The 18,566-nt window shown below is 66.0% G+C and carries 17 protein-coding genes and 1 tRNA gene; 12 read left to right on the plus strand and 6 right to left on the minus strand.

Features of this window, described 5'->3' with window-relative positions; all coding sequences use genetic code 11:
• The first annotated feature begins 17 nt into the window (after positions 1 to 17).
• Both QP997_RS03515 and QP997_RS03520 read left to right on the plus strand, forming a co-directional pair.
• Positions 18 to 455, plus strand: coding sequence for an HIT family protein (locus QP997_RS03515; protein WP_284846223.1), 438 nt, complete (start codon positions 18 to 20; stop codon positions 453 to 455).
• Positions 456 to 475: 20 nt separating this feature from the next.
• Positions 476 to 1,339, plus strand: a complete 864-nt coding sequence (locus tag QP997_RS03520; protein WP_148812861.1) for an esterase/lipase family protein — start codon at positions 476 to 478, stop codon at positions 1,337 to 1,339.
• Here QP997_RS03520 and QP997_RS03525 read toward each other — a convergent pair.
• Together QP997_RS03525 and QP997_RS03530 are read right to left on the minus strand one after the other, a co-directional pair.
• The gene (locus QP997_RS03525; RefSeq protein ID WP_148812863.1) at positions 1,278 to 2,867 is read right to left on the minus strand and encodes a sensor histidine kinase; all 1,590 of its coding nucleotides are present in this window, start codon (positions 2,865 to 2,867) and stop codon (positions 1,278 to 1,280) included. The two genes, QP997_RS03520 and QP997_RS03525, sit on opposite strands and share 62 nt — an antisense overlap.
• Positions 2,868 to 2,881: 14 nt before the next feature.
• Positions 2,882 to 3,589 carry a response regulator transcription factor gene (locus tag QP997_RS03530; protein ID WP_070759720.1) on the minus strand — a complete coding sequence of 236 codons (708 nt, stop codon included), beginning with the start codon at positions 3,587 to 3,589 and terminating at the stop codon, positions 2,882 to 2,884.
• Positions 3,590 to 3,861: 272 nt separating this feature from the next.
• Between QP997_RS03530 and QP997_RS03535 the strand changes: the two genes are divergently transcribed.
• Positions 3,862 to 4,668 (plus strand): L,D-transpeptidase, encoded by an 807-nt coding sequence (locus QP997_RS03535; RefSeq protein WP_284846224.1) that lies wholly within the window; start codon positions 3,862 to 3,864, stop codon positions 4,666 to 4,668.
• Between the two features lie 100 nt (positions 4,669 to 4,768).
• The gene (locus QP997_RS03540) at positions 4,769 to 5,299 is read left to right on the plus strand and encodes a GNAT family N-acetyltransferase (RefSeq protein WP_148812867.1); all 531 of its coding nucleotides are present in this window, start codon (positions 4,769 to 4,771) and stop codon (positions 5,297 to 5,299) included.
• Between the two features lie 29 nt (positions 5,300 to 5,328).
• Here the strand turns inward: QP997_RS03540 and QP997_RS03545 are convergent, their stop codons facing one another.
• The 3 genes from QP997_RS03545 to QP997_RS03555 form a co-directional block, all read right to left on the minus strand.
• Positions 5,329 to 7,092, minus strand: coding sequence for an alkaline phosphatase D family protein (locus tag QP997_RS03545; protein WP_284846225.1), 1,764 nt, complete (start codon positions 7,090 to 7,092; stop codon positions 5,329 to 5,331).
• A complete protein-coding gene (locus QP997_RS03550) occupies positions 7,092 to 8,423 on the minus strand; it encodes an acid phosphatase (protein ID WP_284846226.1) in 1,332 nt (443 codons plus the stop codon). The genes QP997_RS03545 and QP997_RS03550 overlap by 1 nt, the downstream gene beginning before the upstream one ends.
• Positions 8,424 to 8,834: 411 nt before the next feature.
• A tRNA-Thr gene (locus tag QP997_RS03555) sits at positions 8,835 to 8,907 on the minus strand.
• A gap of 107 nt (positions 8,908 to 9,014) precedes the next feature.
• Here QP997_RS03555 and thrE point away from each other — a divergent pair.
• The 5 genes from thrE to otsB all read left to right on the plus strand — a co-directional run bounded on the left by thrE (position 9,015) and on the right by otsB (position 14,357).
• Positions 9,015 to 10,742, plus strand: a complete 1,728-nt coding sequence (thrE, locus tag QP997_RS03560; protein ID WP_284846227.1) for a threonine/serine exporter ThrE — start codon at positions 9,015 to 9,017, stop codon at positions 10,740 to 10,742.
• 94 nt (positions 10,743 to 10,836) lie between these two features.
• Positions 10,837 to 11,220 carry a hypothetical protein gene (locus QP997_RS03565; protein ID WP_187441107.1) on the plus strand — a complete coding sequence of 128 codons (384 nt, stop codon included), beginning with the start codon at positions 10,837 to 10,839 and terminating at the stop codon, positions 11,218 to 11,220.
• Between the two features lie 54 nt (positions 11,221 to 11,274).
• The gene (locus QP997_RS03570; protein WP_284846228.1) at positions 11,275 to 12,837 is read left to right on the plus strand and encodes an alpha,alpha-trehalose-phosphate synthase (UDP-forming); all 1,563 of its coding nucleotides are present in this window, start codon (positions 11,275 to 11,277) and stop codon (positions 12,835 to 12,837) included.
• Positions 12,837 to 13,349 carry a hypothetical protein gene (locus QP997_RS03575; protein WP_284846229.1) on the plus strand — a complete coding sequence of 171 codons (513 nt, stop codon included), beginning with the start codon at positions 12,837 to 12,839 and terminating at the stop codon, positions 13,347 to 13,349. Before QP997_RS03570 ends, QP997_RS03575 begins: the two co-directional genes overlap by 1 nt.
• A 63-nt stretch (positions 13,350 to 13,412) precedes the next feature.
• On the plus strand, positions 13,413 to 14,357 hold the full coding sequence (otsB, locus tag QP997_RS03580) for a trehalose-phosphatase (protein WP_284846230.1): 945 nt from the start codon (positions 13,413 to 13,415) through the stop codon (positions 14,355 to 14,357).
• An 88-nt stretch (positions 14,358 to 14,445) separates the two neighbouring features.
• Here the strand turns inward: otsB and QP997_RS03585 are convergent, their stop codons facing one another.
• Positions 14,446 to 15,576: a LacI family DNA-binding transcriptional regulator gene (locus QP997_RS03585; protein ID WP_284846231.1), complete on the minus strand. Its 1,131-nt coding sequence runs from the start codon at positions 15,574 to 15,576 to the stop codon at positions 14,446 to 14,448.
• A 106-nt stretch (positions 15,577 to 15,682) separates the two neighbouring features.
• Here QP997_RS03585 and QP997_RS03590 point away from each other — a divergent pair, with 106 nt between their 5' ends.
• The 3 genes from QP997_RS03590 to QP997_RS03600 are packed head-to-tail and all read left to right on the plus strand — an operon-like array spanning position 15,683 to position 18,500.
• The gene (locus tag QP997_RS03590) at positions 15,683 to 16,795 is read left to right on the plus strand and encodes a metal ABC transporter solute-binding protein, Zn/Mn family (RefSeq protein ID WP_284846232.1); all 1,113 of its coding nucleotides are present in this window, start codon (positions 15,683 to 15,685) and stop codon (positions 16,793 to 16,795) included.
• On the plus strand, positions 16,792 to 17,493 hold the full coding sequence (locus tag QP997_RS03595; RefSeq protein WP_284846233.1) for a metal ABC transporter ATP-binding protein: 702 nt from the start codon (positions 16,792 to 16,794) through the stop codon (positions 17,491 to 17,493). The genes QP997_RS03590 and QP997_RS03595 overlap by 4 nt, the downstream gene beginning before the upstream one ends.
• The gene (locus QP997_RS03600; RefSeq protein WP_284846234.1) at positions 17,490 to 18,500 is read left to right on the plus strand and encodes a metal ABC transporter permease; all 1,011 of its coding nucleotides are present in this window, start codon (positions 17,490 to 17,492) and stop codon (positions 18,498 to 18,500) included. Before QP997_RS03595 ends, QP997_RS03600 begins: the two co-directional genes overlap by 4 nt.
• The last annotated feature ends 66 nt before the right edge of the window (positions 18,501 to 18,566 follow it).

Below are 18,566 nucleotides of genomic sequence, written 5' to 3' on the forward strand. Positions count from 1 at the left end.
GGGTAACATCACGAGGTATGGCTACCGTTTTCACGAAAATCATCAACGGCGAACTGCCGGGTCGCTTCGTCTACCGCGACGCCGAGGTCGCCGCATTCCTCACCATCGAGCCGGTCGCTTACGGCCACGTGCTGGTCGTCCCGACCCAGGAGATCGACCGCTGGACCGACGTGCCGGCCGAGCTGTGGGGCAAGCTCAACGAGGTCGCCCAGGTGATCGGCAAGGCCATCTGCGAGGCCTTCGACGCCCCGCGGTGCGGCTACATGATCGCCGGTTTCGAGGTACCGCACACCCACATCCACCTGTTCCCGGCCTCCGACATGTCCGGCTACAGCCTGCAGAACATCATCCCGATGGATCAGACGGACCCGGAAAAGATGGACGATGCGGCGGCGCGGATCCGCGCGGAGCTGCGCAACCAGGGTGTTGCTGGCGTGCCGGAGGACGAGGACTAACACCAGCGCTCTAAAACGATATGTCCCCCTCTACGCCCCGCAGTCCCCGCCGCAGCCCCATCCTGCACTCCGGTCTGGGCCAGGAGGCTACCCCGCGACGCTCGCTGCTGGCTCACATCCCGGACCTGGGCGAATGGGATGAATCCCCCACCCACCGGATGCTGCCTTCCGAGCCCCGCCCCATCGTGGTGGTGCACGGCACCGTGGGTGGTCGCGGGAACTTCGCGCGCATGGTGCCCTACCTGCGCAGCACCTTCGACGGGCGGGACCGGCGGGTATTCTCCGTCAGCTATGGGGACAACGGCACCACGTCGCTGGTGCAATCCATCGCCCAAACGCGGGCGCAGATCGCCGCGCTCAAAGACGCCACCGGCGCGGAGTCCTTCGACCTGGTTGCACATTCCCAGGGCGGATTGATCTCCCTGGCCGTGGCGAGCCGTCCCGGCGGGGATGCGATCAACCACATCGTGGGTCTGGGCGCGGACTTCCGAGGCGTGCACATGCCCTGGTCCGGGACCGCGCGGGAGGCCCTGGTCAACCGGGTGATCAGCACCGTCATGGCGCCCGCTTTCGCGGAGCAGGTGGTGGGCTCCCCCGCGCTGGCCGACGCGCTGGCGCCGGCCGGGGAGTGCACCGTGCCGATCACGCAGATCGCCTCCGATTACGACCGCATGGTCCCCCTCAATGCGGCCTTCGCCCTCGGCGACGCCGAACCGACCGGGGGTATCCCCCAGCATCCGGGCCCGTTGCGGCTAGTGCGGGTGCAGGACTTCTACCCGCAGCTGCAGGTGGCGCACAATATGCTGCCCCGCAACCAGAAGGTCAGTCTTCTGGTGAAATTTGCGCTGGCGAATCCTCCGGCGCCACGGGCAGCTGCACCCTGAACGTGGTGCCCTCCCCCACCGTGGAGTCCACGGTGATCGCCCCGCCGTGTGCCTTGACCAGGGACTGCACGATGGATAGGCCCAGCCCGGAACCGCCCGAAGCGCGGGAGCGGGAGCCGTCCGGACGGTAGAAACGCTCGAAGAGATGCGGCAGGGCGTCGGCAGGGATGCCCTCGCCATCGTCCTGGACGTCGATGGTGACCAGTCCTGGGCTCGTCTTGAGCAGGCTGATCTTCACGCTGGCGTCCTCACCCGCGTGCTTCAGCGCGTTCGTGAGGAGGTTGCTGATCACCTGGTGCAGGCGGTTGGCGTCGCCCATCACGACCGGGATGGAGCCGTAGTGATTCTCGACGCCGATGCTGCGCCCCGGGAAGCCCGCCCGGGCACCGTCGGCGGCGCGCAGCGCCAGCTCCAGCACATCCACCCGCTGGTTCTGCAGCGGGCGGCCCTCATCCATGCGGACCAGGGCCAACAGGTCCTCCACCAGCAGCCCCATCCGCTCGGCCTCGTCGGAGATTCGGCCGATGACCATGTCCGCATCGTCGGTGGCCCCGGAGCGGTAGAGCTCCGCATACCCCCGCACGGAAGTCAGCGGGGTGCGCAGCTCGTGGGAGGCATCCCCGATGAAGCGGCGCATCGTGGCCTCGGACTTGCGGGCCTGGCGCTCGGAGGCACCCACCGCGAGGAACGCACCCTGGATCTGTGCGAGCATCCGGTTGAAGGCCTGCGCCAGGCGACCGACCTCGGTATCCGGCTCCCAGTTCGGGACGCGCTGGTCCAGGTGGCCCTGGGAAATCAGGGAGGCGGTCTCCTCCACCTGGTTCAGCGGGCGCAGCGCGCGGCGCACCAGGTACTGGGAGACGATCATGATGGAGGCCACCACCAGGAAACCGATGATGATCTGCAGGTACACCAGCCTGCGGATGGTGTGTTCCTCGCCCTCCAGGGGCAGGGCGACGATGGTGACGGTGCCATCCTGGTTCTCGACGGAGGCCGCACGCCACGGGGCGTGGGACGCGCTCCCCGCGCGGGCGGGCACCGTCACGGGCTCCCTCGGCTGCTCCAATCCCCGCAGCTCCGGGGCGGAGTCGAAGACCGAGTTCAGTGGTTCGATGGAGATCTCCCCGTCCACCACGCGGACGAAGAAATCCGTGGGCGGCCGGTTGGGCTGCGGGGTGCTGCTACCGGGTCTGTCCTGGTAGGAGCGTTCGTCGTCGGTGGTCCGGTAGGCCCAGCCGTTGATCGCACTATTGAGCTGGTCATCCACGCGCGAGACCATGAAGTGCTGCAGCGTGGAGGTCGTCACCGCGCCGGAAAAAGACAGGCCGAGTGCGGCGAGGAACGTCATCACGACGACGAGGCTGACACGCAGCGGGAAGTTCGACAGAAAGCGCCCGGGACGCTGGAACTCACCGTGCTCGCCGTCCACCGGCCAGTCAGCGGTGCCGGCATCGTCCGCGCCAGGGGAACCAGCGGAGTTCGCTGTCCCGGTGGCGGGGACGTCCGAATTCTCAGGGAGGGAAGCCATCGACCAGGCAAAACCTAGGAGCGTGGCTTACGCAGCACGTAACCCACGCCGCGGACGGTGTGGATCAGGCGGGGTTCCTTCGTGTCGATCTTCCGGCGCAGGTAGGAGACGTAGGACTCGACGACGTTGCCGTCCCCGCCGAAGTCGTAATTCCACACGTGGTCCAGGATCTTGGACTTGGAGAGGACGACCTCTGCGTTGACCATCAGGTAGCGCAGCAGCTGGAACTCCGTCGGGGACAGGTCCACGACCTCCCCGGCCTTGGTGACCTCGTGCATGTCGTCGTCCAGGGTGATGTCCTCGTAGGTGATGAGGCTGGATTCCTCGGAGTCGTCCTTGGCCACGCGGCGCAGGATCACACGCAGTCGGGTGATGACCTCCTCCAGGGAGAAGGGCTTGGTGACGTAGTCGTCCGCGCCGATGGTCAGGCCGTGGATGCGGTCCTCCACGCCGTCCTTGGCGGTGAGGAACAGGGCCGGGGCGTCGTGGCCGGCCTCGCGGAGCTTGTTGAGCAGGGTGAAGCCATCCATGCCGGGCATCATGACGTCCAGAATGAAGGCGTCGGGGCGGTAGGTTTCCGCGATCTCCAGCGCAGTCTGCCCGTTGTCAGCAGTCTCCACGTCGAAGCCCTGGAACTTCAGGCTGACCTTGATCAGGTCGGAGATGTTGTCCTCATCGTCGACGACGAGAACCTTAACGGGCTGCGTGTTTGGGGTAGTCATGGCTCTATCTTCACCGATCTGCTTCCACCGAGACTGGGAGCTTGCTGAATGCTTGCTGTACATATTTTAGCGCTTGTCCGCTGGAGAATATTCCCGTCGCGGGCGGTGTGGGGTCCGGCAGCACTGAGACGCGATAGCGGCGGATCCCGGGGGACCTGGCTCGCCCCACGCCGCCCCACGGGCAGCGTTGCCAGTTGAACGCAGCATTAACAGGAGGCTCAACCGGCGCGTTCAGCTTTCTCTCACGTACAAATGGGTTTATTCTGAAGCGCATGACTCATTACATCGGCAAGCACCGCAAGGTGTCCAACACCTCCAAGAAGCAGTTCGCTGGCGCTGCTGCCCTCGCGCTCGGCGCCTCCACCCTCGGCGTTGGGGCATCCGTCGCCACCGCCTCTGAGGCCAGCGCTGCCCCGCAGCTCGGCTCCTCCGTGGCCGGGTCTTCCCTGCCGCCGCAGATCGCTCAGCTGCAGGCTGACTTCGACGCCCAGCTGCGCCAGGCACAGGCCAATGGCGTGACCGCCCTGTTGAACGCCCGCGACGCGCTCGTGGCCCAGGCCAAGAACCTGCCGCCGCAGTTCCGCACCCCGGTTGTTCAGGGCATCGATAACTTCGTCAACGCTGTCGCACCGGGCGCCCTGCAGCAGCGCGAGGCTGCTCGCGCGCCGAAGCCGGCCCCGAAGCCAGCACCAAAGAAGCAGGCCCCGAAGAAGCAGGCCCGCCCGGCCTCCAACCCGTGCCCGGCTTCCGCGCACGCATGCGTTGATATCAAGGCCCAGCGCGCCTGGCTGCAGAGGGGCGGCAACCGCTCCTACGGCCCGGTCGTCGTCTCCACCGGCCGCCCAGGCCAGGAGACCCCGCGCGGCATGTTCACCGTGACCCGCAAGGTCAAGGACGAGATCAGCTACGAGTTCGGCAATGCACCAATGCCGTACGCCGTCTACTTCACGAACAACGGTCACGCCTTCCACCAGGGCACGACCAACGTGCAGTCCGCCGGCTGCGTGCGCATGGATCGCAAGTCCGCCCAGACCTTCTTCAACTACCTGCAGCCGGGTGACAAGGTCTACATCTACTAATCCCCGACCTGCTGAAAGCTCCTTAGATTGTGGAGCCCACCGGCGCCGAGCACGGATCCTCGATCCCGCGGTTCGGCGCCGGTGTTCTATATTTGGGGGCATGAGCGAGGATATTCAGGCAGAGTCAGCAGCCGAGCGCCCGAACACGGACGCGGTCGCATTTCGTGTCGCGACCGAGGGCGACCGCGGATTCATCACGGAAATGTTCCGCGAAACCGATACCTGGGGTGACCCTGGGAAAGACCTCTCCGAGCACTTCCAGGATGACCTGGTCCGCTACGTAGACATGTGGACCGCGGAGCAGGGCGGAATCATCGCCGAGTACGAAGGCGCGCCCGCGGGCGCTGCATGGCTGCGTAACTTCACCGAATCCGAGCCCGGCGCGGGCTATATCTCCGATGACATCCCGGAGCTGGCCATCGCACTCCGCCCGACGATGACCGGCCTTGGGCTCGGCCGCAAGCTACTGGGTACAACCCTGGACCACGCCCGTGCGAAGGGCTACCACTCCGTCAGCCTGGCGGTGGACTTCGGCAATGACCGCGCCCGCCGCATGTACTCCAAGTTCGGATTCATCGACCACGGCGTGGCACCCCACGAGGAGTGCTACGTCATGGTCTACCGCTTCTAGCAAGCGCCCCTTCCCCGCTCCCGGTCGGACTAATAAACCCGCTGGGCGCGATTGAGGCCCGCGCCAACGCTACGGGCACCAGGGGAGCCCACCTCGGCCCGGAAGCTATTGCCCAGGCGGAACGGGGTGTCCTTGGCCAGCACGTGGTCCACGTAGTGCCAGTCGCACTGCGTGGCCTTCTGCCCCACCTCCACGGCCATGTAGCCGTGATCGGTGAAGTTGATCCACTTGAACCAACGGTTCACCCCGGAGAGCAGGTTCTCGCCGGTGTACAGCAGCTGCCGAGTGGCGGCGTCGAAGGCGCGGCTGACCGCCAAAGAATCGAAGGCGCTCTTCGCGGTCACCGACGGGGTCACGAACTCAGTGGCCACCGCCTTCGTGTTCTGGCCTGTGCGGTAGCCGAAAATATCCCGCGGAATATCGTTCGCCCAGGAACTGTGGATATCCCCGGTCAGGAAGACCACGTTCTTATCCGGCAGCCCGGCGATCATGTCGATGATCTTCTGCCGCTCCACCATGTAGCCATCCCACTGGTCGAGGTTCAGCGGGATGCCCTGCTCCGGCAGGCCGATCTTCTCCACCAGCCAGTCGTGCAGCTTCGGGTCCAGGGTCGCCGGCAGGGTCATCGGCGCGAACATCACCTCGTTGGCGATGACCTGCCACTTCGCGGTGGAGGACTTGATGGCGTTGCTGAACCACTCGAACTGGCTGCGCCCCATCATGGTGCGGCCCTCCCGACCGGCGGCGCGAATGAAGTCCGGGTCGGAGTCCAGCAGGTGGTCACCGGATTGGATCAGCTGCGCATCGCGGTAGGAGCGCAGGTCCGGGATGATGATCTCCATCAATGGGCCGTACTGCAGGGTGCGGTAGAGGTGCTGGGCGCGCGCTTCGGGGCGCACCCGCACGGGCATCCACTCGAAGTACGCGCGGGAGGCGGCTGCCTTTAGCGCCGGGTAGTCGTCCCCCTTCTTGAAGCTCTCCCCGGTCGCACCCTCGCGCCAGTTATTGTCTGCGAACTCGTGATCGTCCCACACGCAGACCATCGGCTTGGCTGCATGCAGGTCGGCGAGGTCGGCGTCCTTGCGGTAGCAACCCTGGCGGATGCGGAAATCCGCGAGTGTCTGGGTGACGTGCGCGGGCTCCACGGTGCGGGGCTGCTGGCCGTACACGCCGGTGTAGCCGCCCGTCTCGTATTCATAGGTGTAGTCCCCCAGGTGCAGGACGAATTCCAGGTCATCGCGCTCGGCCATGTCCCGGTAGCTGCGGAAGAAGCCGGCCTCGTAGTTCGAGCAGCTGCACACGCCGAAGCGGATCGCGCTGACATCGTCGCCGGATCCGGGGGCGGTGCGGGTGCGCCCCACCCGGGAGGTCGCCTTCCGCTCCCCCAGGTCGGCCGTGAAACGATAAAAATACGTGGTGGCGGATCCTAGGCCGGTGGCGTCGACCTTGACGGTGTGATCGAACTCGGCGCTGGCGGTGACCTTCCCGGATGCGGCGACGTCCTGAAATTCCGGGTCGGTGGCGACCTCCCACGTCACGGGGACGTCCGGCCCCTTCCCCAAGCCGGGCTGTGCGTCCTTCGTTGGGGTCACGCGGGTCCAGATGATGACGGCGCTGGCGGTCGGATCCCCGGAGGCGACGGAGTGGGCGAAGACCTCGGGGTCCCAGTTCTCCGCACCCAACACGGTGCGGGCGGGGGCTGCCTGGGCGGCAGGCAGCAGGCTCCCCGCGGCGGCCACCCCACCGGTGGCGGCCATTCCCTGCAGGACGCGGCGACGAGTAAGCGTTGCCATTAGCCAGCCACCTCCACGGAGCCGTCGTCGGCGATGGTGACCTGGGCGGTGAGCGCCTTGGCCAGGTTGAGTCGCTGCCAGGAGCCCTCCGGGCCCTGCTTATCCAGCGGGTACCCGGCCGGGCCGGCGGTCTGGCGGAGGATCTCGGCGCGCTGGGTGTGGGAGAGGTTCGGGTATTTGCCCAGCAGCAGGGCGGGCGCGGCCTGCGGGACCACCATTGGGGCGGACTCGGAGTAGACCGGGGTGAAGCCGTAATTCATCAGCTCGGTGTAGCGATCCACGGATTCTGGGTTATAGCCCTTACCGGCCTCGGCCTGCTTCTGTGCGCAGTTCGCGAGGGTGTCGCCGCAGCGCCACTCGAGCTCAGCACGGATCTCCTGGGCGGCAGCATTCAGGTTGGCGCGCATGCGCGGGTCGTTCAGTCGATCCGCGGCGGCAGCGGTGCCGACCATGCGACCACCAATAACGTCCAGCGGGTAGTGCACGCCCAGGACCACGCGGGAGTAGCCACCCTCGGCTCCGCGTGCGAGCAGCTCTGGAGCGAACTCGGGGAGCATATAGGACAGCAGCGTGGTGGTCCAGGTGGATTGGTTCGTGTGCCCGGAGGGGAAGGACTTCGAGGTGCTGTAGAAGTCCTTGCCCGGCAGGTTGTGCTTTGTGATCCGTTCCGGTGCGGCGACGAAGGGGCGCTCGTTGTTGTAGTAGGTCTTCTCGATGAAGGTGGAGGAGGCCACTCCCCCGGCGCGTGCGGTGGCACCGCCGAAAAGCATCTGGGTCTTGGGAAGACGGTGCTCCTTCAGCGCCTGGCGGAAGTGCTCGCCGAGCTCCTCGCCGAAGGCGTCGGCGAAGATGCGGAGCACACCTTCCTTGGAGGTCGCGGCATCCTCTTGGGCCTGGGCGATCCGGGCGGCGGGGGCGTTGTTGTTGATCTCGGCGACCTGGTCAAGGTTGGACTTCATGACGCCCGGGTGCTTGGCCCGCAGGTCCTTGAAGCCGTCAATGAGGGTGACGTAGTTGCCATAAGGGTGGGAGCTGAGATCCGACAGGTACCAGCCGTACTCGGAGGCCGGGAAGGCCTGTGGCTGCGGGGCGCCGTTGTGGGGGACGGGGTCGTAGGAGCCGGGGAGCTGGACGGGTCCGGTGGCGGAGCTTTCCGGCAGCAGGTTGCCTCGAGGTGCGGTACCGGCCTGGGAGGAACCGGCCGGAGCGGCGAGCGCTACGGTGGTGACCGCCGGGCTCGCGGCAATGCCGCCGGCGAGGGCGGCGGCGAGGGCTGTTGCAGCGGTGCGGGTGGCGATCTTGCTCGATCGCGAGGGGCGAATTGCGGTCAATTGAGGCATGAAAAGGCTTTCACATTACGCGTGGGGTGAATTATTACTTCTGGCGAGAAAGCCGCGCCGAAGAAATGCTTAACGTCTTTCAGCGGCACGAACACACAGCAGAAGAATAGCTTCGAAACAACCTTGTGCCAGCGCGGATATGAATTTCCCCCATTTGGGTCTAATTAGAGAAACGCTTCTCCAACCCCAGTTATATCGCGAGTTAATAGAGGGCAAAACTGGAGTTAATTTTTATTTCGTCCGAAAAGTCACCATTCCGGCACTCTCTCTTTCTCCCCATTTATTGAATGCCCCCAAACCACTAAGAACTTATCCCCGCCACCCGCACGGCCTCCCGGGCGAACCCCGGAGCAAGAGCCAAGACATAAAGAAAAGGCCCCGGTTTCCCGGAGCCTTACACAGAGCCGAAGACGAGACTCGAACTCGCAACCTACGCATTACAAGTGCGTTGCGCTGCCAATTGCGCCACTTCGGCACACCCAACGCCCCGTACGAGGCATGAGCGCTTAAAGAGTAGCAGCCCACCACGAGAGCCCACGAATTTTTAGACCCACCATCACCTCAAGTGCGGGAGGGGGCCTTGTGTACGGTGTGGTTGTGGCAAATTATCTAGCTCGGTTCGCCCGACGCGCCAGCGACATGCTCTTTACCGGCAATCGCGCGACCATCGACGGGATTCGGTTAGCGCCGCCGCCGACCCCGCTGGCCCCGGTGAACCTCACGGACCCGGAGGAAATCCACCGCGTACTGAACCTTGCTGCACGCATCGGGGACCAACTGCTGGCCGCCGGCACCGGCAATTCGGACGCGAAGGCGGAGATCAAGGCGATCGCCGCCGCGTATGGCCTGCACTACACTCACGTGGACATCACGCTGAACACCATCACCGTGTACGCCCACAACGACGAGTCCCGCAGCCCCGTGTCCGCCTTCCGAGTCGTGAAGACCCTCAGCACGAATTTCTCCCGCCTCACGGAGATCGACCGGCTGGTGCGTTCCATCATCGCCGGCGCCACCCCGCTGGATACCGCGGAGCAGATTCTCGCCCAGATCGAGCGCAGCCCGCTGCCGTTCCGTACCCGCTGGGCTTTGCTCTCCTGGGGTGGGTTTGCCTTCTCCATCGCCCTGCTGCTGGGCGGTGGCTACGCTGTCGCTTTCGTCGCGACGATCACGACCCTGTTCATCATGTTCTCGACGGCGTGGTTGGCGTCGAAGTCGCTGCCGGAGTTCTACCAGAACTTCCTGGGTGGCTTCATCGCGGTCTTGCCCGCCGCGGTCGTCACGCAGTTCGCGACGGAACGCGGCTGGTACTTCCCTCCCTCGCTGGTGGTGGCGTCCTGTATCGTCGCGCAGCTCGCCGGGTTAACGCTGGTCCAGGCGCTTCAGGATGCGGTGACGGGGGCGCCGGTCACGGCTTCTGCCCGCTTCTTCGAGACGGTGCTGAACACGGGCGCGATCATCGCCGGCATCGGCGCGGCCCTGCAGTTCGTCCACATGGTTGGCATCGACATGACCCCTCTGGACGTGTCCACCACCTCAGGCGTACTCGGCGGGACGACGGTGCGCGTGCTCTCTGGCGCGGCGGCGACGGTCTTCTTCTGTCTGGCCTGCTTCACGGAGCGGCGCGCGACGGTGGTCGCCGCGGCGACCGCGTTGGTCGCCTCCATCGCGCACAATATCGTCCAGGTGCTGGCCGAGAGCTCCACGATGATGCCAGCTGCGGCCGCCGCGATTCTGGTGGGCATGACCGGTGGTCTGCTTTCCCGCCGGTATATGGTTCCGCCGCAGATCACCGCCGCCGCCGGCATTACGCCCTTCCTGCCCGGCCTGGCGCTATACCGGGGAATGTCCTCGATCCTGCAGGACAAGCTGGTCATTGGTATGTCGAACCTGGCCCTGGCTGCAGCGACGGCGACGACGCTGGCTGCCGGCGTGGTTTTCGGCGAGTGGGTGGCCCGCCGCCTGCGTCGCCCACGCATCCTGCACCGGGAGTACGGCCTGCGCCGCCCCCGCATTGCGGTGCGCGAACGCCGGCCACGGCGCCGACACGGCAACCACGCGGCACACCCCCTGGACCAGCACCCGATGGACCGCTCGGTGCCGCGGATGAGCCGCAAGCGGGAGGGCACCCGGTCCCTGTGGAGCATCGACTCCCTGCTGCGCACGAGGCAGCGCCGCAAGCTCGCGAAGATCCGGGAGGACGAGAAGCAGGCACAACAGCAGCCGCAGGAGCAGGCCGACTCCCCGGCTCAGCAGGACCTCACCGGCGATGGTGCCTCAGCTGCGGGCTCCGAACACGGCCGGGACTGATTAGCGTAGAATAGGCCCGTTACCAGGCAACGAGTTTTTGATTCACCGTCAAAGCCCACCGCCAGTTCAAGAGTTTTCGTGAAAGAGGATGCCAGTGCCCCCAAAGGTCACAGACAATCGTCCAGCTAGCGCCGAGTCTCTGCACGCCGTACCGGTGGAAACCGCTCTCGCCGCCCAGCGGATCGTTGCCACCTATGCCGAGGACTTCCTGGACGGCGTGACCCTGATGAGCATGCTCGGCGTCGAGCCGGATGGCCTGATCCACCGCAAGGTCGTCGAGGAGCTGGAGGCCAACGAGGCCGCCACGAAGAAGGCGAGCCGGAAGACCACGAAGAAGTCGGCAAAGAAGGCCGCCAAGAAGAGCACCAAGAAGGCTGCGAAAAAGGCGACCAAGAAGGCCACGAAGAAGGCTGCGAAGAAGAGCACCAAGAAGGCCGCTAAGAAGGCGACGAAAAAGGCCACGAAGAAGGCCCAGTAGTCCGCGTACACTTGGTGCCATAATCGGCACCTAGGAAGCGCTTCAGGAGGCACGATGGCCACCGACGGTGGTTCGGATTTTCTTGTTATCGCCAACCGTCTGCCCGTCGACCGGATCGACGATAAGTGGGTCGCCTCCCCGGGCGGGCTCGTCACGGCGCTCAAGCCGGTGCTGCAGCACAATAACGGCGCGTGGATCGGCTGGCCCGGAACGACCAAGAAGGTCAAGTCCAAGGAAATGCCGTCGCGTAAGAAGACCGGCATCGACCTCATCCCGGTGAATCTCTCCGAGACGGATTACGAGGAGTTCTACGAGGGCTTCTCCAATGCGGGGCTGTGGCCGCTGTACCACGATCTGATTGTGCATCCGCGCTATAAGCGCTCCTGGTGGGCGAGCTACCACGCCGTCAACCGCCGCTTTGCGGATAAGGCGATCAAGGAGGCCGCGCCCGGCGCGACGGTGTGGGTGCAGGATTATCAGCTGCACCTGGTGCCCGGCATGATCCGCGCGGCGCGCCCGGACCTGAAGATTGGTTTCTTCCTCCACATCCCCTTCCCTGCCCCGGAGCTGTTCCGCCAGCTCCCGTGGCGCCGCGAGGTGCTGGCCGGCACGCTCGGCGCGGATCTCATCGGCTTCCAGACCCAGGACAGCGCCCGGAACTTCCTGCATACGCTCCGCGCACTGGATTTCGACGTTCATTACGACGACCCTACGGATGCCGAGTTCGTCAATGGTGCCCGACTTCCGGAGGAAAACTCCGTCATCGGTTGGTGCACCACGAATCCCACGACGACCAGTGCTGCCGCAGCCGATGCGCAGGCCGAGGTCGATGGGAAGGTTCAGCAGGCCCGAGAGCATGTCACCCGCATCGGGGTGTTCCCGATCTCCCTGGACTCCGCCGCCGTCGAACGACAGGCCCAACAGCCGGAGACGCTGGCCAAGGCGCAGCACCTGAGCCAGCAGCTCGGCTCACCGAAGGTTCTTATGGCCGGGGTGGACCGGCTGGATTATACGAAGGGCATCGTGCAGCGCCTGCTGGCCCTTGAGGAACTGCTGGACTCCGGGGAGTTGAAGAAGCACGGTCTCAAGGCCAAGGACATCTCGATGGTGCAGGTGGCCACCCCCTCGCGGGAACGGCTGGAGGACTACCAGGCCACCCGCAAGGACGTGGAGCGCATCGTCTCCCGCATCAACGGCAAGCATGGCTCGATGGGCCGGCCGGTGGTCAGCTATGTGCACAATAACCAGTCCTTCAAGAAGCTGGTGGCACTGTACCTGGCGGCGGATATCATGCTGGTCACCGCGCTGAAGGACGGGATGAACCTGGTGGCCAAGGAGTACGTAGCCTGCCACTCGGATGGCACTGGTGCCCTGGTGCTCTCGGAGTTCACGGGCGCAGCCACGCAGCTGACCAGCGCGTTCATGTGCAACCCTTACGATAAAACCCAGCTTTCGCAGACCATCCTCGCGGCGGCGACCTCCAAGCCTTCGGATCGCCGGGCGCGGATGCGGAAGATGTGGGAGAACGTCCGCGAGTTCGACGTCGACCACTGGGCGGACAGCTTCCTGGCCGAACTGCGCGCGGACGCGACGTCCCCGAGTGGGGAGGAACGGTGATGGAACCCAGAAACCTGCGCGGAACTCAGCGGGGCCGAACCGTGGCTCAGGCGGGTGCCGCCATCCTCGCTGCCGCCGGCCTGCTGGGGCTTAGTGCCTGCGGCGAGTCCGAATCCCCGGTGGGGTGGACGCAGTGGCAGGTCACCCGCATCTACCAGGACCCGGAGACGCCGGCGGATCTGCCGGAGACCCAGGAGGGCCGCCTCTTCCTGGTCATTGGTGAGGACTCCCTGACCGGGGCGAGCGGCTGCCTGAATCTCAAGGCCGACGTGCAATGGCGGGAGAAGGAATCCCAGCTGGAGGTCGGTCAGCTGAGCGTCGAGGAAATCGGCGGCGAATCCCAGTGCGCACCGAGCGATGAACGCAACGCTGAGCGCCTTCGCGACGTCCTGGAGAACCAGACACTGACCTACACGCGCGACGGTGGACGCTCGCTGCGGCTGCAGCAATTCCACCCGGACGCCCCGGAGTGGGAGACCCCGAAGTCGCTGAGCATGGTCTCCCGCGCCTAGGCAGTACCCGCCCCCAGGGGCTGCCACGGGCCCCGCGAAGAGAACACTTTAAGGAGCTCGCCAATGCCCGCCACCCCGATCCCAGGCCCGCAGAATCCCAACTCACCGCGTCCCAAGGAACAGGATCCCAACACGCTGGGTTCCGACACTCTGGGCCCCGACACTCTGGGCGCAGAGGATCTCTCCTACCTCGCGGCGGCGGAGAGGCTCCTACTCGCGGTGGACTTCGACGGCACGCTGGCGGAGTTCTCGGACTCCCCCACCGACGTGCGCGCGGTCCCCGGCGCGCTGGAGGCACTGCACGAGCTCGCCGGGCTCCCGGGGGTGACGGTGCTCATCATCTCCGGCCGCCAGCTGCGCGAACTCTCCGCGGTCACCGGCCTACCGGTACTCGAAAGCCCGGGCCCGGACGATATCCGCCTGGTCGGCTCCCACGGCGCGGAGGACTCACTCTCGGGTGGCACCGATACCTCGAGCGAGGACGCCGCCGACAGCACCACGGACGCTACCGCGAACGCCACTTCCTCGGCTCAGGCGCAGGTGTTGCAGAAGCTGGGCAGCCACGCCGAACAGATCGCGGCAGCCAACCCCGGCATGTGGGTGGAGTACAAGCCGTACTCGGCGGGCCTGCACACCCGGCAGGCCACCAGCCCCGAGGCCGCGGAGCAGGCGAATCAGCGCTTGGCGGAGTTCGCGGCCACCTGCAGCACCCCGGCGGTTCCGGTGCAGGTCACCTGGGGTCGCGACATCCTGGAACTCAGCGTCGCCACCGCAACAAAGGGCAGCTACGTGGTGGGCCTGCGCACCCAGCTGCCGGAGCACGTGGTCTTCTTCCTGGGCGACGACGTCACGGACGAAACCGTCCTTGCCACCCTCACTCAGCCACGCCCAGACGTCGGCGTCCATGTGGGCGGCCGGCTCTCAGACACCACCGCGGCGACCCGTAGCCTGGGCAGCCCCTTCGCCGTTCGAGACGCACTCCAGCAGCTCGCGGAGCTGCGTCATTAGTGCCCGCGGCGCAGTCGCCCGCGGAGCTGGATCCATTGAGCCCGCGGTGCAGTGGCCCGCGGAGCTGGGTGGTTAGTGCCCGCTTTCCCTAAGCCCGCGGGGCGGCGATAGAAGTTCCGTCCAGCACCGTGGTCTCCAGGTAGACCGCCGGCGGGTTCTCCGACTGCGCCCGCGATGGCGCGGACTTCCGGTTCTTCGCCGCCTTCCGGCGCTCGCTGATCTCCTCCGCGAGCTGCTCCCCGCTCAGCCGCCCCTTGGTGCGGGAGGGCTGGCGCACCGTAACCAGACCTGCGGCCTCCGCCTGCGGGATGCCGTCGAAACCGGTCACCGAAAGATCGCCGGGCACGTCGATGCCCGCCGATTCGGCGTAGCGCAGCAGACCGAGCGCCATCGAGTCGGTCGTACACACCACGGCGGTGAGATCCGGGTGATTCTCCAACAGCTCGCGGGCGGCGTCCTCGGTGGTTCCGGCGTCGTTAATGTGGCGCTCCACGAGGGGCACGCTGGCGGTATCGATGCCCGCCTCAGCGAGGATCTCGAGCGCGCCGGTCACACGATCCCGCTGCACGTTCATGCGCGCCCCGGCAAGCCGCTCCTGGCTGACGGGCCCGTTGTTGGGTTCCCGATCCAGTCGGATGCACAGGATGCCGATCTTGCGGTGACCTGCGTCGACGAGACGACGGACGACCGGTTTGATGGCCTCGCGGTCGTCGATACCGACGAAGCGGACCCCCTCCCGGCCGGCGGGCTGGTCACAGATGACGACGGGACGTCCTCGGCTGATGGCGGCCTCCAGGTAGGGGTCTTCGTCGGCGACGGAGTAGACGATGAAACCGTCGACGGCGGCCTGGTTAATCAGGGCGGTGGCGTCCTTCCCATCGGACTGCACCCCGGCGGGGATGAGCAGCATGGACACACCCATCTCGCCGCAGGCCTGCGAGACGCCAGACATGAATTCAACAGAGGCCTGGTCATCGAAGGCGTAGGTCAGTTCCTCGGTCAGGAGAACGCCGACGGCCCCCGCCCGCTGGATGCGAAGGGAGCGCGCGATGGGGTCGGGCCCCGGGTAGCCCATCTTCTCCGCGGTCTGCAGGATCTTGGTGCGCAGCTCCTCGGAGAGTTGACCGGGCCGGTTATAGGCATTGGAGACGGTGGTTCGGGATACGCCCAACTCGGCGGCGATGGAGGCGAGGGTGCCTCGGCGGGCGGGTTGATTCATGCCTCTTACCGTAGGCGGTTGGCCAAAAAATTGCTGGGCGGAGGGGTGCTGCACTACATTGCTTATTGCAACCAGTTCCCATTACCAACAACCGTGAGAAGTTTTTATGAACTTTAGTGCAACCACCCGCAAGCGCGGCGCCGCCATCTTCGGCGTCCTCACCCTCACCGCAGGCCTCGCCGCCTGCTCCGAGGGCGGCTCGCAGGACAACCCGGCCGAGAACACGGAATTCAAGATCGTCGCCTCGACCCCGGTCTGGGGAGACATCGCCAAGGCGGTCATCGAGAGCGTCGACGGCGCGGAGAAGACCTTCTCCGTCGAGACCATCATGGAGAACAAGGACGACGATCCGCACGGCTACGAGGCCACCGCGGCCGACATCGCGAAGGCGAAGAGCGCGGACCTCATCGCTGCCAACGGCGCGGGCTACGACAACTGGCTCACCGATAATGCGGACGACGCCCCGGTCGTCACCGCTCTCCCGCTGGCTGCGGCCCACACGCACGACCACGGCGATCACGACCACGGGCATGAGGGCCACGACCACGGCCACGAGGGTCACGATCACGAGGGCCATGACCATGAGGGCCACGACCACGAGCATGATCACGGCGATCACGAGGGTCACGACCACGAGCACGCACATGACCATGAGGGCCACGACCACGACCATGGGCATGATCACGAGGGCCATGATCACGGCCACGACCACGGCAGCGGCCAGAACCCGCACGCCTGGCTGGACATGGATATCGTCAACGCCTTCGCCGATAACCTCGCAGCCCAGCTCCACGAGCTCGACGAGGACTTCCCTGCCGAGCTGGACGAGGACGCCGAGATCAAGGAGAAGACCGCGTCCTACACCGAGCGCATGAAGAAGCTGCCGGGCAAGAAGGTCATGCTGACCGAGTCCGTCGCCGAGGCCATCGTCGAGGACTCCAGCCTCGAGGACATCACCCCAGAGTCCTTCGCCAAGGCCGTGGCCCGTGAGGCCGAGCCTTCTGCAGCAGACCTCGCCGCCGCGAAGAAGCTGATCACGGACGGCAAGCTGGACGTCCTGATCACCAACGAGCAGGCCCAGACCCCGGCCGCCGAGGAGCTGACGAAGGCCGCGAAGGATAAGGACGTTGCTACTGTAAACGTGAACGAAACCCCGGACCGGGGCACCACGTACTTCGACTACGTGGATGACATCCTCAAGCAGCTAGAGGACGCATGAGATTAGCGTTTCACAACGCCGCGATTGAGCCCCTGTGGCGCGACCTCAATCTCGAGGTCGCCCCGGGGGAATTTCTCGCTATTTTGGGCTCAAACGGCGTGGGCAAGTCCACCCTCTTCCAGACGGTGCTGGGGCAGCGCGCGCTGACCCGCGGCACCGTCGAGGTGGAAGGAAAAATCGGCTACATCCCGCAGCAGCGGATGTTCCCCGCGAACCTGCCGATTCGCGCACGCGACCTCGTGGGCCTTTCCACCGCCCACGGCGTGTTCCGCAACCGCCGCCCCCGCCGGAAGCAGGTCGACGCCGCGCTCGCCGAGGTGGGCGCCGCCGGGCTCGCGAACCGCCGCGTCGGGGAGATGTCCGGTGGCCAGCAGCAGCTGATCCGCCAGGCCCAGGCGCTCGCAGGCGACCCGGATATCCTGCTGTGCGACGAGCCGCTGCTCTCCATGGACCTGCGCGCCCAGCGCGCCATCGTTGAGCTGCTGGAGCGCCAGCGGCGGGAACGCAACGCCGCGGTGCTGTTCATCACGCACAACATCAACCCGATCCTCGAGGTCACCGACCGGGTTCTCTACATCACCCCGCACGGGCACCGGCAGGGCACGGTCAAGGAAGTCATGAACACCGAAACCCTCTCGGAGCTGTACCAGACCGAGGTGAAGGTCATCGAGGTCGATGGGAAGGTGATCGTCCTATGAGCGCGTTTCACACCAGCCAGTGGTGGGCAGACACCCTCGCCCTGCTGAACGTGGATTTCGTGCAGCAGTCCATCCTCGCAGCGCTGTTGCTGGGAGTACTCTCCGGGGCGATCGCTCCGATCATCGTGATGCGCAATATGAGTTTCGCGGCACACAGCACCGGCGAGCTCGCGCTGATGGGCGCGGCGGCCGCCCTGCTCTTTAGTTTCAGCGTCTCCTGGGGCGCGCTCCTCGGAGCGGTCTGCGCGGCGGTGATCCTCGGGGTGGTGGGCGCCCGGGAGCAGGACTCCATCGTCGCCGTGGTGTTGAGCTTCGGCATGGGTCTTTCCGTGCTGTTTATCTACCTCTACCCGGGGCGCTCCTCCACCGCCTTTAGCCTGCTCACCGGCCAGATCGTGGGCGTGAGCTCGTCGAATATGAAGATGCTGGCGGTGATGACGGTGATCGTGGTCGCGGTCATCGCGCTGCTGTGGCGGCCGCTGCTTTTCGCCACCGTCGATCCGACAATGGCCGCTGCCAGCGGGGTGAAGGTGCGGTTGCTTTCCGTCCTCTTCGCCGCCCTGCTGGGCGCGGTGGCCAGCCAGGGCGTGCAGATCGTGGGAGCCCTGCTGCTGATCGCCCTGCTGATCACCCCGGGGGCGGCGGCGGTGAAGGTCACCGCCAACCCCTTGGTCGCCGTGGTTCTTTCCGCGGTGTTCTCGGTGACGGCTGCGGTGGGTGGCCTAGTGCTCTCGCTGGCGCCCGGTCTGCCGGTCTCCGTCTTCGTGACGACGCTGAGCTTCCTGATCTACCTGGTCTGCTGGTTCATCGAGTGGCTGCGGGGCCGCCGGATGGACGCCGACGAGGTGCGCGCCGCCTCCTATGCCGCGGGCCAGGGCTTAAGCGGAGTCGCTGGCCGGGCCGGCCAGTCGGGCGCGGCGGGCCTGAGCTCTCAGCCGGGTATGGATAGTTCCGTGCCGCTGTGCGAGGCGGACTCCTGCGCCAACCCGGAGAACCACCAGCGCTGAGAGCCTCGGAAACGGGCTCATCCCCCGTTCACCTCATAGAAAAGACCGCGCTAGCACTCGCTAGCG

The sequence above is a fragment of the Corynebacterium sp. MSK039 genome (genome assembly GCF_030232315.1).
In the GTDB taxonomy this organism is placed as follows: Bacteria; Actinomycetota; Actinomycetes; order Mycobacteriales; family Mycobacteriaceae; genus Corynebacterium.

What these genes read in the sequence shown, in the direction of transcription:
- QP997_RS03515 (WP_284846223.1), top strand. Translation starts at nt 18, where the DNA reads ATGGCTACCGTTTTCACGAAAATCATCAACGGCGAACTGCCGGGTCGC.
- QP997_RS03520 (WP_148812861.1), top strand. Translation starts at nt 476, where the DNA reads ATGTCCCCCTCTACGCCCCGCAGTCCCCGCCGCAGCCCCATCCTGCAC.
- QP997_RS03525 (WP_148812863.1), bottom strand. Translation starts at nt 2,867, where the DNA reads ATGGCTTCCCTCCCTGAGAATTCGGACGTCCCCGCCACCGGGACAGCG.
- QP997_RS03530 (WP_070759720.1), bottom strand. Translation starts at nt 3,589, where the DNA reads ATGACTACCCCAAACACGCAGCCCGTTAAGGTTCTCGTCGTCGACGAT.
- QP997_RS03535 (WP_284846224.1), top strand. Translation starts at nt 3,862, where the DNA reads ATGACTCATTACATCGGCAAGCACCGCAAGGTGTCCAACACCTCCAAG.
- QP997_RS03540 (WP_148812867.1), top strand. Translation starts at nt 4,769, where the DNA reads ATGAGCGAGGATATTCAGGCAGAGTCAGCAGCCGAGCGCCCGAACACG.
- QP997_RS03545 (WP_284846225.1), bottom strand. Translation starts at nt 7,092, where the DNA reads ATGGCAACGCTTACTCGTCGCCGCGTCCTGCAGGGAATGGCCGCCACC.
- QP997_RS03570 (WP_284846228.1), top strand. Translation starts at nt 11,275, where the DNA reads ATGGCCACCGACGGTGGTTCGGATTTTCTTGTTATCGCCAACCGTCTG.
- QP997_RS03575 (WP_284846229.1), top strand. Translation starts at nt 12,837, where the DNA reads ATGGAACCCAGAAACCTGCGCGGAACTCAGCGGGGCCGAACCGTGGCT.
- otsB (WP_284846230.1), top strand. Translation starts at nt 13,413, where the DNA reads ATGCCCGCCACCCCGATCCCAGGCCCGCAGAATCCCAACTCACCGCGT.
- QP997_RS03585 (WP_284846231.1), bottom strand. Translation starts at nt 15,576, where the DNA reads ATGAATCAACCCGCCCGCCGAGGCACCCTCGCCTCCATCGCCGCCGAG.
- QP997_RS03590 (WP_284846232.1), top strand. Translation starts at nt 15,683, where the DNA reads ATGAACTTTAGTGCAACCACCCGCAAGCGCGGCGCCGCCATCTTCGGC.
- QP997_RS03595 (WP_284846233.1), top strand. Translation starts at nt 16,792, where the DNA reads ATGAGATTAGCGTTTCACAACGCCGCGATTGAGCCCCTGTGGCGCGAC.
- QP997_RS03600 (WP_284846234.1), top strand. Translation starts at nt 17,490, where the DNA reads ATGAGCGCGTTTCACACCAGCCAGTGGTGGGCAGACACCCTCGCCCTG.